Here is a 16,115-nt window from a genome sequence, read left to right as displayed (position 1 = left end):
TTTTTTATTGTTTTTTAATTATCTCTGCTAGTTTTTTTGAAAGATCATCCAAAAATTTGATGAACTCTTCCTCGTCGTACATTACCAAGTCCTTCTTTTCTTCAATCAGCTTTTGCAGTTCTATTATCTCGGGAATTGCTTTTCCTTCTTTCTTCATTATCTCAACAAGTCTTGCCGCAGCGTCTACCAATCTTAACGGGCCGTACAAGGGAGGTTCACCAACGCAGCCCCTAGCGCTTGTTATTAAAAAGGCTAAAAGTTTGAAGTGATCATCATTCAAGATGCTTTCCGTACTCTTCAACGTACACCACCTCCTTTAACGGCCGTCTTTTCGGCGGTTTGGGCCAGAATTCGGGATAGCCGAAACTTATCATAAGTATCGGCTCCACATCTTTGGGAATATTCAAAAGTTCTTTTAGTGCAATCTTGTTAAATGAAACTATTGGGCAGGAACCTATTCCAAGTGAGTAAGCCATTAACATCATGTTTTGAGCAGCCATCGAAACATCCATTAGTGCTGTGTTTTCTCCTGCTCTGCCTCCTTTTTCTGCTCTTTTTTTGTTGATGCAGCATATTATTAAGGCTGTAGGGTTTCCGAAGAGGCCTGGGGATATTAGTTTTATCTTCTCTATTGTTGGTTCTTGAGTTATTAGTATGAATTCCCAAGGTTGGATGTTACTTCCGCTTGGGGCCCAGATTCCTGCTTCAAGGATTTTAAGGAGGTGTTCTTTTGGAATCTTCTTGTCTTTGAACTTTCTCACAGCCCTACGACCCTTAACTGCTTTCATTACTTCCATTCTTATCACCACTTTTGAAGTTTGGTATTTCTATATGCTCTCTCATTGTTAAAACATCCCTACTATCATAAGATTTACAATTTCAACTACAAAAAAGAAGAAAAAATAAAAGTTCAAAGCAAAATCACCATGGTGCCTTCCCAGTATCCCATCCAAACAAGCCTGGGAATGCCTTTACCATAGCTGCAAATACTGCAAACTGGAACAATGGATATACTATCCCACTATACCATCCCAATGTAAACGGCCATGTTGGATAAAATGGGTAAATCTTGTAGATAAAGGCGTTTGCTGCAATGAACATTGGGGCCTCCACAAAGAATTGCAGGAACCATGTCATAAATGCGAAGAATAACCACCTTTTCTTTGTATCCTTGACTCTTAGTATGATATACTTCCAGACGTATGCCCAATATATTCCCTTAATTGGTTGGGCCCACAAATCTACGGCAGGCAATCCAGAGGGAATACCTCTAGCTATTCCTACAATTGCACCGACTAATGGGCCTCCTGCCATACCTGCTAGACATGGCATTAGTGCTCCAGGATCCATTACTAATGGAGGTACTAATGGAATGGCTATTCCTAGTGCTCTAAATGCAAATGCTGCTCCACCAAATGCTGCTATTAGTCCCATTTGTCTAGATGTTAAGAGAGGTTTTTTCTTACTTTCACTTCCTTTTTCCATATCTTATCACCTCCTAATTAGGTATTCTAAAGTGGAAGTATACTCCAAATATCCTTTACTTTTCAAGATAGCTATACAAATTACAAAAACAAAAGTTAATATTATCATCCCTTTATCTTCCATTTTTAGCTTTAGTTCACGTCTATATGTTCTATTCCTAGGATCGTACATGAAACCCCTTGCTTCTATTACTTTCGCTATTTCTCTACCTCTAATTATTGAAATGAACATTGCGGGGACTATTACGGGAATTAGCAGGTAGATCTTTTTGAGTGGATTCTTTGTTTCAAAATTCGCACCCCTTGACCGTTGAGCTTCGATGATTGTCTCGAATTCCTTGACAAGTACAGGGATGTATGAAAATGCTATCCCAATAGATATGGCTATTTCTGGCGGCATTTTGAGTTTTACTAGAGCACGGACTAAGTCTGCGGTTGGAGTAGTCTCAGTAAGTAGGGTTGCTACTAAGATGAAAAATGCGAATCTTAATGCATTAGCAATTCCTTGAGCAAGATTGGAGATAGCCACTGGAACATGATCTGGAGGTATAAGATAAAGGAGTATCTCTTCTCCAGGTTTTGGTTTTACAAATGGGAAGTTTAGTAGGAATAGGAGTATCATAGCTATCCAAATAGTTCCCATCAGCTTTTTCAGTCTCTCTGTAAGACCAATTTTTACATAAATTGCAATAACCCCAAGCAGTAGTACTAGTACTATTATCGGATCCTGAATAAGCACGCCTCCGATTATAAATCCTAGTAACATTAGCATTTTCGTTCTAGGGTCTAGCTTATACAGCAAGCTTTTATTGCTGTTATTCATCTTTCTCCCTCCATAGTTGGGAAAAAATTTCAAAACATTCCTGAACATTAAGTGGGATACAAGGGAGTCCAAGTTCAAGAGCAAGCTGAGTAACTTGGGGAGGTTCTAGATGGGCTTTTTTCAGAAGATTTAGATTAGAGAATACTTCTCTGGGAGTGCCCTCTGTGAGTTTCTTTCCATTATTAATCACAATTATTCTGTCGGAATACTCTGCTGCAAGATTCATATCGTGTGTAATTACAATTATTGTTTTTCCTTGCTGGTTTAATGATTTCATAAGATCCATGATTTTTCGCGCGCCTTTTGGATCTTGTCCAGTAGTTGGTTCATCTACTATTAGAATTTCTGGTTCCATTACTAGAACTGAGGCTACTGCAAGAATTTGTCTTTGCCCCATGCTCAGTTCAAATGGATTTTTATCAAGTAACTCATATAGTCCAAGTTCTTTGGAAACTTTGGTTACTAACTCCTCAATCTTCTCAGGAGGATACCCTAAGTTCTTAGGGCCATAAGCCAGCTCATCCCTGACTCTAGATGCGAATATCTGTTCATCTGGGTTCTGAAAACAATATGCAACTTTCTTTACTAATTGAATCATTTTTACTTCTTTGGTATCCATTCCATCAACTATTACTCTTCCCGAAGTTGGTTTTAAAAGACCATTAAAGTGCTTTACTAAGGTTGTTTTTCCAGAGCCATTCTGTCCAAGAATTGACACAAATTCTCCTCTGTATATTTCTAGAGATATTCCATTTAGTGCTTTTACCCCATTAGGATATACAAAATGCACATCTTCAACTTTGATAATAGGTTCTTTTCTGTTTTGAGTGTATTTGTCCTGGAAAGTATATTTTAGGCATGCATCTTTTATTCTTTCTTGGTTTTGTAAATCAATATATCTTGCAAAGACGTCTCTTGCTTCAGGAACTTTTAGAGGAATCTTTGACGAGTTTATTTTATTGCTCTTCTTGAACAATGCGTATAGTTGTGTAACTTGTGGAATCGGTACTCCAAGATTTATTATTTCTTCGTACTTATTGATGTCATCTAGAATGCCTTCAAATGGACCATTGTAGACTATTTCTCCTTTATTCATTACGATTAGACGGTCGACGATATCAATTACCTTTTCTAGTTTATGTTCTACTAAAATTAAGGTCTTAGCTCTTTCTTTGGCGATCCTATGTATTACTTTAAATACCATTTCTGAATTTATAGGGTCTAAATTCGAGGTTGGTTCATCGAGTACATAGATTTCGGGTTCCATAGCAAGAACTGCAGCTAGAGCTACCAATTGTTGTTGTCCCCCAGAAAGGTGTTGAGGTGTTCTTCCCTTTAAGTGCTCAATTCCTAGGTACCTAAGATAATAGTCTACGAGTTTCTCTATCTCTTCAGGGGACACTCCTTTATTCTCTAGTCCAAATGCTACTTCATCTTCTACTGTTGGGGAGATTAATTGGGAGGAGGGGTCTTGAAATAGTAAACCTGCTATAAATGCTAGTTCGCCAATAGTCGCTTCTGTTATATCTCTTCCACTTACTATAGCTCTCCCCTCTAATTCTCCTCCATAGTGATGGGGAACTAGGCCGTTAAATATACTACAGAGTGTAGTCTTACCTGCTCCAGAAGGTCCAGTTATTAGTACCCTTTCGCCTTTCTTGATTCTTAAGTTTATATTTTTGATAGCATACTCTGAACTTCCGGGATACTTGTATGACACATTTTCCAATTCTATTATGTATTCCGACATTTTAACTCCACCCTGATTTTTTTAACTATGCTAGGTTGCTTCAAGGTTTCATCTTAGGCTTGCTTTAATAATTTAGGCCTCTTCGGATCCTTTCTTTTGTAACTTATACATCGCATAACCCAAGAGACTAAACAATACTACTAATCCGATCCAGTCCCACGGATGGTAGTTTGCTAATAGTTTTCTACCCTTTTGGTAGTATACTCTAAATAACACAAACACGACAAACATTACTGCTATTATAACACCCATTTTTTTCGTATCGTCTTCCATTTCACAACACCTCCTCTTTTATTGTATGAAGCTTAGGTATTAAACAAGTTTTTTATTCTCGTAGGATTCTCTATTTTGAGTTCTTCTCTTTTTATCTCTAAATCAAGCCGAGATTCTATTTTTGCCGGTAGTAGTGGCTTGTATTCCCACTCTAAACTTTTTTTTCTCATTTTGAATTCTTCCCATGCCCTAGCTACAACATCTGGGTTCAGGAGGATATCTACTAGCGAAAGCGCCATTACCTTAGCTGCTGTTATCATGCCCTCATATCCCACAGACCTACCGGAATACTTGGTAAACTCTATACTGTGAGTTGGAGTCCCAATAGGAGCACATGCTGTTGTAAGCTGGCCTGAAGTTGGGACTAGCCAGCTAACATCTCCAACATCTGTTGACGCTGTCATTCCTCTCCATTCTTCCCCTATTTCCCAACCTTCAAACTTACTGATATTTGTATGGAGCTTTTCTCTTTTTAGAATGTCTTTTGTAAATTTCGGAGGACCTACAATCCTCAAATTTTCATACACTACCGAAGACAACACCTTGTTGGGGAGTATGGGATAACAGGCACCTTTGCTAAATATCTCTACTTTTGTCCCAGTGCTGAGAGTTGATCCAATTGCGCACTTGTCAATTCTTTCTGATAGCTCTACAAAGTGTTTCATGTCGTATGATCTGATACCAACCGCGACTTCGGCAAAGTCTGGAACTATATTTGGAGCATCACCTCCTTTGGTGATTATGTAATGAATCCTATCCTTCTCCCAAATGTGCTCTCTCAGGAACTCTATTGAATTTAAGAACAAGAGTGCGGCATCGAGAGCACTTTTTCCTTCCCAAGGGGTGCCTCCGGCGTGAGCTGATTTCCCGTAGAATCTGTAAACTTTTATCTCTGCGGCGTTTGAACTGTCATAGCGGATTGCATTTTCCCAGTAAGGGTGCCACTGAATTACTGCGTCTAAACCGTTAAATACCCCTCTTGCTGCCATTATAACTTTTCCTAGCACCACTTCTTCGGCAGGGCATCCAAAGACCTTTATTGTACCCTTTAATCCATATTTTTCCATTGCTCGTTTGACTGCTATCCCCGCAGCAACGCTTGCAGTTCCAAGTAAATTGTGCCCACAGCCATGGCCTGGTTTACCAGAACCATCAGCAGCCAAACCTGGTAGGGCATCATACTCGGCTAAAAGACCTAATACCGGTTTTCCCTCTCCCCATGTGCCTACAAAGGCTGTTGGCAAGTCGGCTATACCTCTTTCAACTTCAAAGCCAAATTCTTTTAGAGTATCTGCGAGTATTTTTGATGATTTAAATTCTTCAAAAGCGAGTTCCGGATTCTCCCAAATGTACTGAGCTATCTCTACAAATCTTTTTTTGTTGTTTTCCAAGAAGGAAACTATTTCTTCTTTGATTTTACTCTTCATTTTTGCCACCTTGTAACGCTCCATCTCTAAACAAATATTTCCCATCAATCAAAACTGTTGGGGTTTTAATAATCCCATCCAAATGGATGGGAGCTTTTACACGTCCTCCAAAATCGTAGTTGCTTCCTAATGCAATGTGTACTGTTCCAAAGACTTTCTCATCTTCCAAAATATTCCCACTTATTCTTGCATTGGGATTCGTCCCTATTCCGAATTCTGCTATGTTTCTTGCTTCCTTTCCGTATTTTGACAAAATTTCCTCCAGCTTTCTTGCTTCATCACCTCCTTCAATTTTTTCAACTAAACCTTCACGAATTGTGAGCTTGATTGGACTATTCAAAATTCCAATTCCAGCCATAGAGCCATCAATAACTGCAACACCATTTGCCGTTCCTTCTACAGGAGCTATGTACGCTTCGGCTCCAGGGAGATTCCCACATTCACCCGGGTTCCTGTAAATCCCTGTGCTTCTTTTAGCTTTTCTACCCTCTATTGAGAACTCCAAATCTGTACCAAGGCTAGTCGTGATACGTACAATTCTTCCATGATCCAAAATATCGGCTATTCTATTTGTGAGTTCTAGTATCTCCTCATAATCAGCGCTCATTGTTCTGATAAAAATCTCTTCGGTGATGCCAGGTAGAGTCGCCACTCTTGTTCCTTTTTCGCATGCTTCCTTTTTTGCTAGTGTATGAGTTATTGACTTTGAGGTTGGAGCAATTACAACGTTCGCTGCTTTCATAGCTTCGGCAACAGGCTTTGGTGGTTCTTCTCCATGCATTTTCCTAGGGATAATTTCTATGTAAACTGCCTCCGCGTTTAATTCCTTAGCTTTCATCCAGAGATGGTATCCAATTTTGCGCTCTGGTTCATCTGCAATTACAACTACTGATTCGCCTTCTCGAACTCCAAGACACTGTTTTAATGCGATTTCACATGCCTTGTAGAGCTCAGGATTAATATCAAAAAGTGCCATAAGCTCATTCCTCCAAAAGTTCTCCAATAACCCGAGCCATTAGGGTTCTTGGTAGAACAACGGGTGTTTTTGTAATCTTTTTTACGAGTTTCTTGGCATTAAAATTATATCCAATGCAGTCCAGTACAATAAGGTCGCAATCTTTTAGCTCTTGTGCGGCTCTTATGAGTTCATCTTTTTCTCCAAGGTAAGGAGAAACGCTTTGAACTTTGATTGTGTCTGCAATATTGCTCCACTTTCTTTTGGTCATCTCTATTTGATCTGGATCGGGAACCACAACCCCAAGCTTTGAAACTCCTAGCGATTCCACTGTTTTTAAAAGAAGTAAAGAAGGTTCAACAAGCAGTTTTTTTGAAGTCAATTCCGGAAATTCTCCAGTACAGAGAACCCCAATGATGTCAACCTCCTTTTCCAGTTTCTTGATACACTCTTGAAGTCTTTTAACTATCTTTTCCCTGCTGAGTCTTACTTGAGTGCCGTCCCTAAGTCTGCTTACCAGAACGTATTCTCCCTCTTTTGGAGCCAATTCTTTGATCTCCTCTAATGTTAATCCGTCCAAAGCTCCACATTCAATAATCTCTATGTCACCTAGATAGGGTTCTATCTCTGGAACAACATCTACTCTAGGTGATTGTCCTATTGTTATGAACCCAACTTTCATTACTTCCTCCTCCCTAGTGTCTGAAGGTGATTCATTGGCCCATAGAGCTTAACTAAGTGTTTGAACTCTTCTTCATCGTAGAACCTCACCTTACCCTTACCAAATCCTTTTGCAACTTCAATACAGAATCTTGCAGCTTGTTCTATGTCAACTTCATGACTTGCGCCCGTTGCACATCCGGGAACTGGAACCTCGGCTGTTATGGCAACACCAACTACTGGCGCGTTTGTAGCTGTTGCTGGTTGTAAAATGCTGTTGATGTGGTGGACACCATTTCCATATGGGGTTATATCTTGCATAGTTATAGGAACAACCGCAGGCATTTTTCCAGTTACATACTGCATTATATCCAACAAATCATCACTTACTTTTAGTATCCATCCCTCTTTTACTGTTGGGGTTATTGCGAACCCCTTAACGTTTATTATCCTGTTCCCTCTTGTAGTGTCCACTGAGAGAATTGCATCCATCATTGGGTCAACTTCGTACTTGTTCATTGTTGCCATGTCAACAGGGGAGCCCATGAAGGGAACGGGGTCGTGGGGCTGGGTTGGTGCATTTGGGCATATATGGGTGGCAATTATAACATCCCCATCTAGCATATCCCCATTTTTTATCATGTCTGCAAGCTTTAGGGCAACGGCTATTGCAGTTATTGCACCATCTGCGTCTGAAACTAAGCCAATCATTTCAGGCCTTGCCCCAATTCCCCCAAGCCTGCCGATTATTCCAAGTGTTGGAGCGTTGCCACCAGAAAGCTTTCCATTTTTTCCAGGCACTATTATTTTAATGAAGTCTGTATAACCTTTTTCTCCTTCTATCCTGCGAACTTCAACTCTATCGAGACCTCTTTCCTTTAGAATTTGGGCAACTTTCTCTCCATCCACATATGCACTGTCCAGCAGTTCGTAAGCCTCTATCACTTGCTTTAGCATCCTAATCACCTTTAAACAATCTTCTTTCCAATAACTTGTTCCACCAGCTTCAAAACATCGGGGTCCTTAACTCCAGTCCCCAAGATAATGTGTTCTTTGGGTATTGTAACTAAGAGAACTTTATCCCCTCGTTTTACCTCTGCAGAGGTTAGGGGAAGTCCTGTCTGGAGATCCACCATAACTATCAAGTCTGGAAAAGTTCCATATCTCCTTCCTTCGGCATCTTCGAGAGTCATAAATTCATTCCAGAAGGTTATTTCGTATTTTTCGACTGTGCTTCCCTTCACGATAATCCTTCCGATGTCAAAGCCCCCTTTTGTTTCCAAGGCTACCTGCTTAACTTCGCCCTTGTCTATAACTTCCCCGCCTCCAAGATATTGTACTATTCTTTCAACCATTTGCTCGGGATTGGAGATATTCTCCTGCATTATTTTACCAACTTCTATTGCCTGTGAAATTGCCCCTACTGCGGCATTCTCTTTTACGTAATCTGGAGCTACAGGATTCCTCGTTACTGCAACTAATCCTCCTGCCTGAACTGCTGCTTCTCTGATCATCTTTGCTGCTCTTTCTAAAGACCCTTTTACAATAACTTCGATGTATTTTCCCTTCTCTTTGTTTCCTCCAACAGCAGTTTGAATTGAGAGATAATTTGGAAGCTTATGCAAGCCCATAGAGCCCATAACCGCCGCAGGATGTGCCCTTCCATCTGTTGGAGCATCTACAATTGGAATCCCCAATACTGCGGATTGTATCCAGCCATTTATAGTTGAATAACCTCCATTTTCTGAGGAAATTAGGCCTCCGAGCGGAACTCTGGCCACGTTCATAAAGAGTTCTGTAGATTTTATTGCGTGAACCGGGAGGAGATATCTCTCTTTTGCTGCAGGAGCTCCTACCATAGAAGCTGTAGCTATGTATTTGTCTTCAGGAATACTATCCACATCTACTATTACCACTTCACCCATCTCAATAGCGAGTTTAGCATGCTTTAATCCCAATCTTAAATCGCCTCCTCCCCCACCTCCAAAAAAAGCTCCACCAAGAACAGCCGCTTCAGCTAGTTTTTCATCAACCCTTATTCTCATTAAGATCACCCCATGCCTCCACTCTTCTAAGGGAGTGTAAAGCCACTGCTCCCGCAGCAATTACCGGATCAATAACTGAGATCCCAACCTCTTCTTCAAGAATAGGAGCAATCATAATCGTTGACATTCCGGTGCATCCAAGAACTATTACTTCAGTACCCTTTTCTTTTAATCTCTTTGCAGCTCGTATTGCTTCTTCTCTTCCCCAGTCTGTCATTAAGTCGAGGGTATTGGTGACTTCATTAGGATGATCTTCTGCAACTAAGTTCTTACCGAGAATTTCCTTTATTACCCTTGGAGTTTCTTCAGTTAAGTTAAGAACCCCAATTTTTCTGCCATATGCCAAGGCCAATGCTGAAGCAGCAGATCCAGCCCCAATGACTGGAATTGAAACTAATTTTCTGGCTTCTTCAACAGCAGGGTCAGCTGCACAACTTATGATGATCGCATCAACACCATCACTTTCAAACTCTTTTACCAAGCGCAAAATTTTTGGTTTTGCTTCTTCCTCAGTTTTTTCATCGTATATCCCTTTAGGTTGGTTTTCAATGCACCTGCTGATTACTTTTAGCTCTGGGAAGGCTTTCTCAATAATTTTCCCGTGACGGTTAAGGAGTTCTTCATCTTGAATTGTTAGCACTCTAATTAGTCCAATCGTGTATTTTTTCATTCATTACACCCAGAAAGTGAGGACGACTACCAGTATATATCTGTTGTTGAACCAAAAATATGGAGAAATGCTTATCCTATTGAACAATAATTTGGCATGATTATTAGCCAAGGGACTAAAAATTTAATAAGTTAAAATACAATAAACAAAAATGGGGGTATCAAAATGAAGAAAAGGTTATCAAAAACAGATTGGCAAATTATAAGGCTTTTAAAAGAAAACGCTAGAATGAGTGATGCGGAAATTGGAAGACGAATAGGCCTCTCAAAATCCGCCGTTAGGTGGAGAAGAATAAATTTACAAAAGAAAGGATGTCTCTTTATATCAGCTTATTTAAGATTTGACAAACTTGGATATAGCTATGCGTTCGTACTTATCAAGCTGAAGCCTGAAACTCCAAAGAACCAAATTATAGCCTTTAAGAAAAAGCTCATGGAGAATGAAAACACATTTGAAGTATATGAAATATGGGGTGGCTATGACCTCTTAATAGGGATGTTTGGGGAAGATGTCTCAGATCTTAGAAAGAGCGTTGAAGAGGTTATACAAGGAGAAAGTTGCATACATGACTACAGAATCCTATTTGGTGTGAAGACACTGAAAGGTCTCGAAGTTCCTTTTAAGGATGCATTGAGTGAACTTTAGGTTGATCTCATAATAAAAGAGCAAGATTTCAATGCCAAACAGATTGTAGTAAAAGAACCTTAAAGCTTAAGTTATCCTGATAATTAACATTAGTTTTCAGTATATTATGTTCTCTTTCTAAGTTATCGTTCAAGAAGTTAAAACCTGAAGCCTTAATTATTTTATCCTATTATTTTTATTGCTTAAGATTTAAACCCCAATTAAAGGTTAAAGTTTAATAAAACTTTTTTGATACTTTTTAAATTATACGACAATTTATGAAAAACTTTAATTGGAAAATTATTTATATTGGTAATATTCCTTTAACATTTTGACATGTTACTCCACAATGCTAGTACAGGAGGTATGAACATGAAAAGAAATCGACTCTTAAGTTTGATTTTAGTTGGTATGACATTATTTTCAATATTGTTGCCAGTAAGTAGTGCAGACACAAACAAGGCGAACATATTCAATTATATTCATAGAGAATCAGGAATAAAACCAGGAGGAACTTTCAAATGGCCCATGATGGGTGAGGCAAATACTCTGAATCCATTTACCTACACCTCCTCATGGGAGGCAATGATTTTAGATAATGTGTATGATACATTAACAATAATGACTCCCGACATGAAATATGCTGGAAGACTAGCTGAAGATTGGAGTGTTTCTGAAGATGGTAAAGTGTGGACTTTCAAGATCTTTAAGAATGCTACATGGCATGATGGAAAACCAGTAACAGCAGAAGATGTTGCATTTACATATAACTTACTTGCAGAGATTGGTAATCAAACAAGGTTTGCAGATGTTGCTGCAGTAATTGACAAAGCTGAAGCCGTAGATACGTAATACTGTAAAGATTTACTTAAAAGAACCTTATGCACCCTTCTTATATATGATAGCTTCTTCAATTTATATAGTCCCCAAACATCTCTGGGAGAATGTAGACAAGAACTCCATTCTCCAGTATAAAAATGAAAAGCCAATAGGATCAGGACCCTTTATTTTTGTTGAACACAAGCCACAACAATATTATAAACTTAAAGCCAATCCTAATTATCATCTCGGAAGGCCTCTTATAGATGAAATTGTAATGCCAATAATATCCAATCCTGATGCAATGCTTATGGCATTTAAAAAAGGAGAAGTCGACGTAATGACTTGGAGTATTCCATATAGTTCAATTCCCCAAGTTGAAAAGATTCCTGATGCCCATTTGCATGCAGTAACCGAATTTGGAGCTAGATTCATGTATTTTAACTGTCAGAGATGGCCAATGAGTGAAGTAAAGTTCAGGCAAGCAGTTCATCATGCTATTAACCAAACTGAAGTCGTAAAAGTGGTGTATCAAGGGCATGCATTACCGGGTTCCCTCGGCAGGATTCCACCAACCCTAAAAGAATGGTACAATCCAAACTTACCTTCAAAAGAAGAGAAATATCCATTTAACTTACAAAAAGCTGCTCAATTATTAGACGAAATTGGATTCAAAGATGTAGACGGAGATGGATGGAGAGAAACCCCAGATGGGTCAGATATTACTTTAACCATATACTCACCTTCCTACGATCCATTAAGAGTTAGATGGGGACAGATGATAGCTGAAAACTTGAAAAAAATTGGAGTTAACGTTAAATATCAACCATTGGAATGGACAACTCTTTCAAATTACCTTGATTCAGGGAACTTTGACATGCTAATAATAGGTGGAATTGGCTCACTTGACCCAGATATTCTAAGAATGTTGTTCCACTCACAAGGTGGATGGAATGAAGGTCATTGTGTTATCCCGGGATTAGATGAACTACTTGATAAGCAAAGATACACTGTGGACTATGAAAAAAGAAAGAAAATAGTATATAAAATTCAGGAAATACTCACGGAGAATGTTCCACTTCTTAACATGGTTCATCAACAGTTTATATTCGCATATAGTACTAAAAACTGGGAAGGATGGGTGCTTTCAGACATAATGGGCCCAGATAACTGGTTCAGTCTCATGAATCTTTATAACAAAGAGATAAACAAACAACAATCCATCCAAACAAGCGAAGTAAAACAAAGTGTAAGCTCCTCAACATCCACAAAATCCCAAACTCCAAGTGAGAGTAAGGGAGGCATATGTGGACCAGCATCACTAATTGGATTAGCACTACTACCAATAATACTCAGAAAGAGAAAGTGAATGAACTAATTTTTAGCTTTATTTTTGCTCTAAGTAATGTTTGGAAGATTTTTCAAATAATAAGGAGGGCATAAAATGGATAAAGGCTGGATATATAGAGTCCTACGAAAAATAATAATAAGAGGAATAGTTTTTTACATAATAGTAAGCATTACCTTTGTAATCCCAAGATTATTACCTGGAGGTGCATTTGCTTATTTAGCAGAAAATCCAAATATTTCACCAGAATTAAGAGAAGCTCTTATTAAAGAGTTTAAATTAGATCAACCTTTGTGGGAACAGTATAAAACCTTTATAAAAGAGTTTTTCCTTCATGGTAATCTCGGAATCTCCTTTAGCCGGCTTGAGCCAGTATCTGAAGTTATTAAGGAAGCTCTGCCATGGACTATTGTTCTTGTTACGACATCCATTATTGTTTCAGCGTTAGTTGGTATATTTCTCGGTGCCATGGCAGCTTACAAGAGAGGATCAGCATTTGATTCCTTTTTAGTGTCTCTTGTTATGTTTATTAGGTCAATGCCAAGTTTTTGGCTTGGAATTGTATTATTAATAATATTTGGATATTATTTTGGACTAGCTCCGCTCTATGGAGCGTATTCATATGGAATGGAGTATACCAGTCGTCTAGAGTTTTTAAAAGATGTAATATCACATTTGTGGCTTCCATTTATAACCTTAGTTATTCTGGGCTTTGCAGGATATTTCATGCTCATGCGAAATACAATGATAGATATCCTTGGGGAAGATTTTATTTTAGTGGCTAAAGCAAAAGGGATGCCAGATAGGACAATTCTTTTCAAGCATGCTCTAAGGCCTGCTAGTTTACCCGTAGTTACTGCCCTTGCATTGGATCTAGGTTGGTCAGTAAGTGGAGCAATGCTTATTGAAGTTGTTTTTTCATTACCTGGTGTTGGTAAATTACTCTATGATGCAGTATATATGACAGACTATCCACTACTTTTGGGTATAGTAGTGTACACCTCTCTGTTGACATTAGTGTTAGTTACAATAGTCGAATTCATGTATCCAATAATAGATCCAAGGGTGAGTGAGCAATGAACAGAAAGAACCAAAGATTGTTTGAATCTTTGTTTGATAAAATATTTTCATTTTTGGAGATTGCTAAAACAATATTAAAAAGCAGAAGAGGGAAAATTGGCTTAATGTTATTGGCTTTGCCATTCGCAATGGCTATTGCTCCCCAATATATTGCTCCTTATGATCCTTGGAAAATTGTGGATGCTCCATTCCTGCCTCCCTCTTGGGACCACTTACTGGGGACAAACGATATAGGTCAAGATGTATTTAGTGAACTAGTTTATGGAGCAAGAATTTCTTTGTTCGTAGGAATTACTGCAGCAGTTTCAACAGTAGTCATAGGAACCCTTGTAGGTTTACTCGCAGGATATTATGGGAAGATAATTGATGAAGCTCTAATGGCAGTAACGGATGTTATGCTACTCATTCCAATATTGCCCTTTATGATACTTCTCGCATCTATTCTTGGCCAGGGGTACATGAATATAGTGATAACAATCGCAATATTTAGTTGGCCTGGGATTGCAAGAATGGTTAGAGCCCAAGTACTGTCACTAAAAGAAAGAGATTACGTAGAAGCAGCAAGAGCTCTCGGAGCCAGCAACAAAAGAATAATGTTTAAGCATATACTACCCCAGTTACTCCCTCTCCTTGTGGCATTTACTTTAATGAGAGTCGGTGGAGCTATGATCGCTGAAGCATCGCTTAGTTTCCTTGGACTAGGAGACCCATCTAAAAAATCATGGGGAGCCATTATTTACTGGGCAAGGAATTCAGGAGCTATCTCTAGCGGCCTTTGGTGGTGGATAACGGCCCCAGGGATAATGATTACAATAACAGTTCTTGGATTTACGCAAATAGGGTATGCAATAGAGGAATACATAAATCCGAGGCTTAAACAAATGTAGGCCTTGGTAGTAAGAATTTAGAGGGTGATAGAAAATGAAAAAAGAGCTCTCCCAATTTGCATTGAGCGGAGCTACAATATTAACGATGTCTAATTTAGGAACTATTAAAGAAGGAGTTGTCCTAATAAAAAATGGAAAAATTGAAAAAATAGGTGGAAAAAACACTAAAATTCCTAAAGAATATGAAATTATAGACGTAAAAGAGAAAGTCATAACCCCTGGATTCATAGACGCTCATGCACATATCGGACTTTTTGAAGAAGGTTTAAGATGGGAAGGGAACGACGGTAATGAAATGACAGACCCAATAACTCCACATTTGAGAGTTATAGATGGAATTAAACTGATGACACGGCCTTTGAAATGGCAAGAAAATTTGGAATAACTACTGTAGGAATACTACCTGGAAGTGCAAATCCTATTGGTGGGATGGGAGCAGCTATAAAGACTTATGGTAAGACTGTAGAGGAGATGCTAATAAACTATCGGGATGAAAATGGCATTTGGAGAAAATCCAATGAATGTATACGGAATCAACCAGAAACGAAGTCCACAAACTAGAATGGCAACTTCAGGCTTGATAAGAGAATGGCTTTACAAAGCCAAGACATATATGACCAAAAAAGAAAAAACAAAAGATAATTCTGATAACGCTCCAGATTTTGACATAAAGCTAGAGGCCTTGGAACTGGTGCTAAAGAAAGAGATTCCAATTAGGGCTCATGCTCATAGATTCAGTGACATACTGACTGCAATAAGAATTGCAGAAGAATTTGGAGTTAACATCGTGATAGAGCATGGAACAGAAGCATACAAAGTTGCAGAGATAATCGCAGAAAAAAAGGTGCCTATAGTTCATGGCCCCCTTCTCCTCCCCCGCCATAAGCCAGAACTCAGAAATCTAACTATTAAATCTCCAGTGTTACTAGCTAACGCAGGTGTAGAATTTGCATTAACAACTGACGCTCTAGGACAAATTATTTTTGAACTACCGATTATGGCATCACTTTCAGTAAGAGAAGGACTTGATCCAAATATTGCTCTTAGGAGTATAACGATAACACCTGCCAAGATTCTGGGAATTAATGACAAAGTTGGAAGCATAGAAAAAGGAAAGGATGCAGATCTTCTTGTGTTTAATGGAGATCCATTAGACATTCGAAATAAGATCGAGCTTGTAGTGATAAATGGCAGGATAGTGTACAGTGAATAATGCTATCTGTTACGAGAGCTTAAAATCTTCATAATCAATACATAAAAATGCTTCACT

General features: G+C 38.8%; 19 protein-coding genes. 7 read left to right on the top strand and 12 right to left on the bottom strand.

What is annotated here, in order from left to right; translation table 11 throughout:
* Positions 1-4: 4 nt before the first annotated feature.
* From OCC_RS08905 to OCC_RS08850, 12 genes are all read right to left on the bottom strand, one after another.
* The gene (locus OCC_RS08905; protein ID WP_004068895.1) at positions 5-301 is read right to left on the bottom strand and encodes a DUF6092 family protein; all 297 of its coding nucleotides are present in this window, start codon (positions 299-301) and stop codon (positions 5-7) included.
* The gene (locus OCC_RS08900) at positions 273-797 is read right to left on the bottom strand and encodes a nitroreductase family protein (RefSeq protein ID WP_004068898.1); all 525 of its coding nucleotides are present in this window, start codon (positions 795-797) and stop codon (positions 273-275) included. The genes OCC_RS08905 and OCC_RS08900 overlap by 29 nt, the downstream gene beginning before the upstream one ends.
* 124 nt (positions 798-921) lie before the next feature.
* The gene (locus OCC_RS08895; RefSeq protein WP_148290439.1) at positions 922-1,434 is read right to left on the bottom strand and encodes a hypothetical protein; all 513 of its coding nucleotides are present in this window, start codon (positions 1,432-1,434) and stop codon (positions 922-924) included.
* Between the two features lie 57 nt (positions 1,435-1,491).
* Positions 1,492-2,307 carry an energy-coupling factor transporter transmembrane component T family protein gene (locus OCC_RS08890; RefSeq protein ID WP_004068901.1) on the bottom strand — a complete coding sequence of 272 codons (816 nt, stop codon included), beginning with the start codon at positions 2,305-2,307 and terminating at the stop codon, positions 1,492-1,494.
* Entirely contained in the window at positions 2,300-4,057 is a 1,758-nt protein-coding gene (locus tag OCC_RS08885) for an ABC transporter ATP-binding protein (protein ID WP_004068903.1), read from the bottom strand. Before OCC_RS08885 ends, OCC_RS08890 begins: the two co-directional genes overlap by 8 nt.
* 72 nt (positions 4,058-4,129) lie before the next feature.
* Entirely contained in the window at positions 4,130-4,330 is a 201-nt protein-coding gene (locus tag OCC_RS08880; RefSeq protein WP_004068905.1) for a hypothetical protein, read from the bottom strand.
* 32 nt (positions 4,331-4,362) lie between these two features.
* Positions 4,363-5,757, bottom strand: a complete 1,395-nt coding sequence (locus tag OCC_RS08875; protein ID WP_004068908.1) for an amidohydrolase — start codon at positions 5,755-5,757, stop codon at positions 4,363-4,365.
* Positions 5,747-6,733 carry an aminopeptidase gene (locus tag OCC_RS08870; RefSeq protein ID WP_004068909.1) on the bottom strand — a complete coding sequence of 329 codons (987 nt, stop codon included), beginning with the start codon at positions 6,731-6,733 and terminating at the stop codon, positions 5,747-5,749. The genes OCC_RS08875 and OCC_RS08870 overlap by 11 nt, the downstream gene beginning before the upstream one ends.
* Before the next feature lie 4 nt (positions 6,734-6,737).
* On the bottom strand, positions 6,738-7,394 hold the full coding sequence (locus OCC_RS08865) for an AroM family protein (protein ID WP_004068910.1): 657 nt from the start codon (positions 7,392-7,394) through the stop codon (positions 6,738-6,740).
* Complete coding sequence (locus tag OCC_RS08860) at positions 7,394-8,329, bottom strand: DUF1177 domain-containing protein (protein WP_004068912.1); 936 nt, start codon at positions 8,327-8,329, stop codon at positions 7,394-7,396. Before OCC_RS08860 ends, OCC_RS08865 begins: the two co-directional genes overlap by 1 nt.
* An 11-nt stretch (positions 8,330-8,340) precedes the next feature.
* Entirely contained in the window at positions 8,341-9,417 is a 1,077-nt protein-coding gene (locus OCC_RS08855; RefSeq protein ID WP_004068915.1) for a DUF917 domain-containing protein, read from the bottom strand.
* Positions 9,401-10,087: an aspartate/glutamate racemase family protein gene (locus OCC_RS08850; protein WP_004068916.1), complete on the bottom strand. Its 687-nt coding sequence runs from the start codon at positions 10,085-10,087 to the stop codon at positions 9,401-9,403. Before OCC_RS08850 ends, OCC_RS08855 begins: the two co-directional genes overlap by 17 nt.
* A 165-nt stretch (positions 10,088-10,252) precedes the next feature.
* On the opposite strand from OCC_RS08850, the gene OCC_RS08845 reads away from it, so the two are divergent.
* The 7 genes from OCC_RS08845 to OCC_RS12705 all read left to right on the top strand — a co-directional run bounded on the left by OCC_RS08845 (position 10,253) and on the right by OCC_RS12705 (position 16,058).
* The gene (locus OCC_RS08845; RefSeq protein WP_004068917.1) at positions 10,253-10,732 is read left to right on the top strand and encodes an Lrp/AsnC family transcriptional regulator; all 480 of its coding nucleotides are present in this window, start codon (positions 10,253-10,255) and stop codon (positions 10,730-10,732) included.
* A 351-nt stretch (positions 10,733-11,083) separates the two neighbouring features.
* Positions 11,084-11,563: an ABC transporter substrate-binding protein gene (locus OCC_RS13035; RefSeq protein ID WP_004068919.1), complete on the top strand. Its 480-nt coding sequence runs from the start codon at positions 11,084-11,086 to the stop codon at positions 11,561-11,563.
* Positions 11,556-12,899, top strand: a complete 1,344-nt coding sequence (locus OCC_RS13030; protein ID WP_338010726.1) for an ABC transporter substrate-binding protein — start codon at positions 11,556-11,558, stop codon at positions 12,897-12,899. The genes OCC_RS13035 and OCC_RS13030 overlap by 8 nt, the downstream gene beginning before the upstream one ends.
* A gap of 75 nt (positions 12,900-12,974) precedes the next feature.
* Positions 12,975-13,958: an ABC transporter permease gene (locus tag OCC_RS08830; protein WP_004068923.1), complete on the top strand. Its 984-nt coding sequence runs from the start codon at positions 12,975-12,977 to the stop codon at positions 13,956-13,958.
* A complete protein-coding gene (locus OCC_RS08825; protein WP_004068926.1) occupies positions 13,955-14,845 on the top strand; it encodes an ABC transporter permease in 891 nt (296 codons plus the stop codon). Before OCC_RS08830 ends, OCC_RS08825 begins: the two co-directional genes overlap by 4 nt.
* 34 nt (positions 14,846-14,879) lie before the next feature.
* Positions 14,880-15,230, top strand: coding sequence for a hypothetical protein (locus OCC_RS12710; RefSeq protein WP_004068928.1), 351 nt, complete (start codon positions 14,880-14,882; stop codon positions 15,228-15,230).
* Positions 15,231-15,335: 105 nt separating this feature from the next.
* Complete coding sequence (locus OCC_RS12705; protein ID WP_004068930.1) at positions 15,336-16,058, top strand: amidohydrolase family protein; 723 nt, start codon at positions 15,336-15,338, stop codon at positions 16,056-16,058.
* Positions 16,059-16,115 lie beyond the last annotated feature (57 nt).

The sequence above is a fragment of the Thermococcus litoralis DSM 5473 genome (genome assembly GCF_000246985.2).
GTDB lineage: Archaea > Methanobacteriota_B > Thermococci > Thermococcales > Thermococcaceae > Thermococcus_A > Thermococcus_A litoralis.
Note: the sequence above shows the minus strand (reverse complement) of the source record. Positions and strands in the feature narration are given on the sequence as shown.